Below are 284 nucleotides of genomic sequence, written 5' to 3'. Positions count from 1 at the left end.
CCTTGGAGAACCAGTTAGTGTTTCTAATATGTCTGAAGGAGATTTGGGAAATTTTGCTGAAAAGCTTGGTGTTTCTATTGAACAGTTTTCAAAAATTCTAAACGATGTGACAAAATATGTTAATAGTCAGAATAATAGAAATACATCTACAGATAGTCTTAAAAGCGACCTGAAAGAGAATAGTTTAACTAAAACTGATGCAACTAGAGTTGAAATTAATAGAAGGATTAAAAAAGACTAAATTTAATTATTAATGTATTTTAGATACTTCCTTTATTTAATAG

1 protein-coding gene is annotated in these 284 nt (G+C 27.8%); it reads left to right on the top strand.

What is annotated here, in order from left to right:
• A partial coding sequence (locus tag ACNKXV_RS14565; protein WP_417908418.1) for a hypothetical protein occupies window positions 1–241 on the top strand: 241 nt, incomplete at its 5' end.
• Window positions 242–284: the final 43 nt, after the last annotated feature.

This window comes from Christiangramia aquimixticola, from assembly GCF_048285835.1.
GTDB classification, from domain to species: domain Bacteria; phylum Bacteroidota; class Bacteroidia; order Flavobacteriales; family Flavobacteriaceae; genus Christiangramia; species Christiangramia aquimixticola.
Note: the sequence above shows the minus strand (reverse complement) of the source record. Positions and strands in the feature narration are given on the sequence as shown.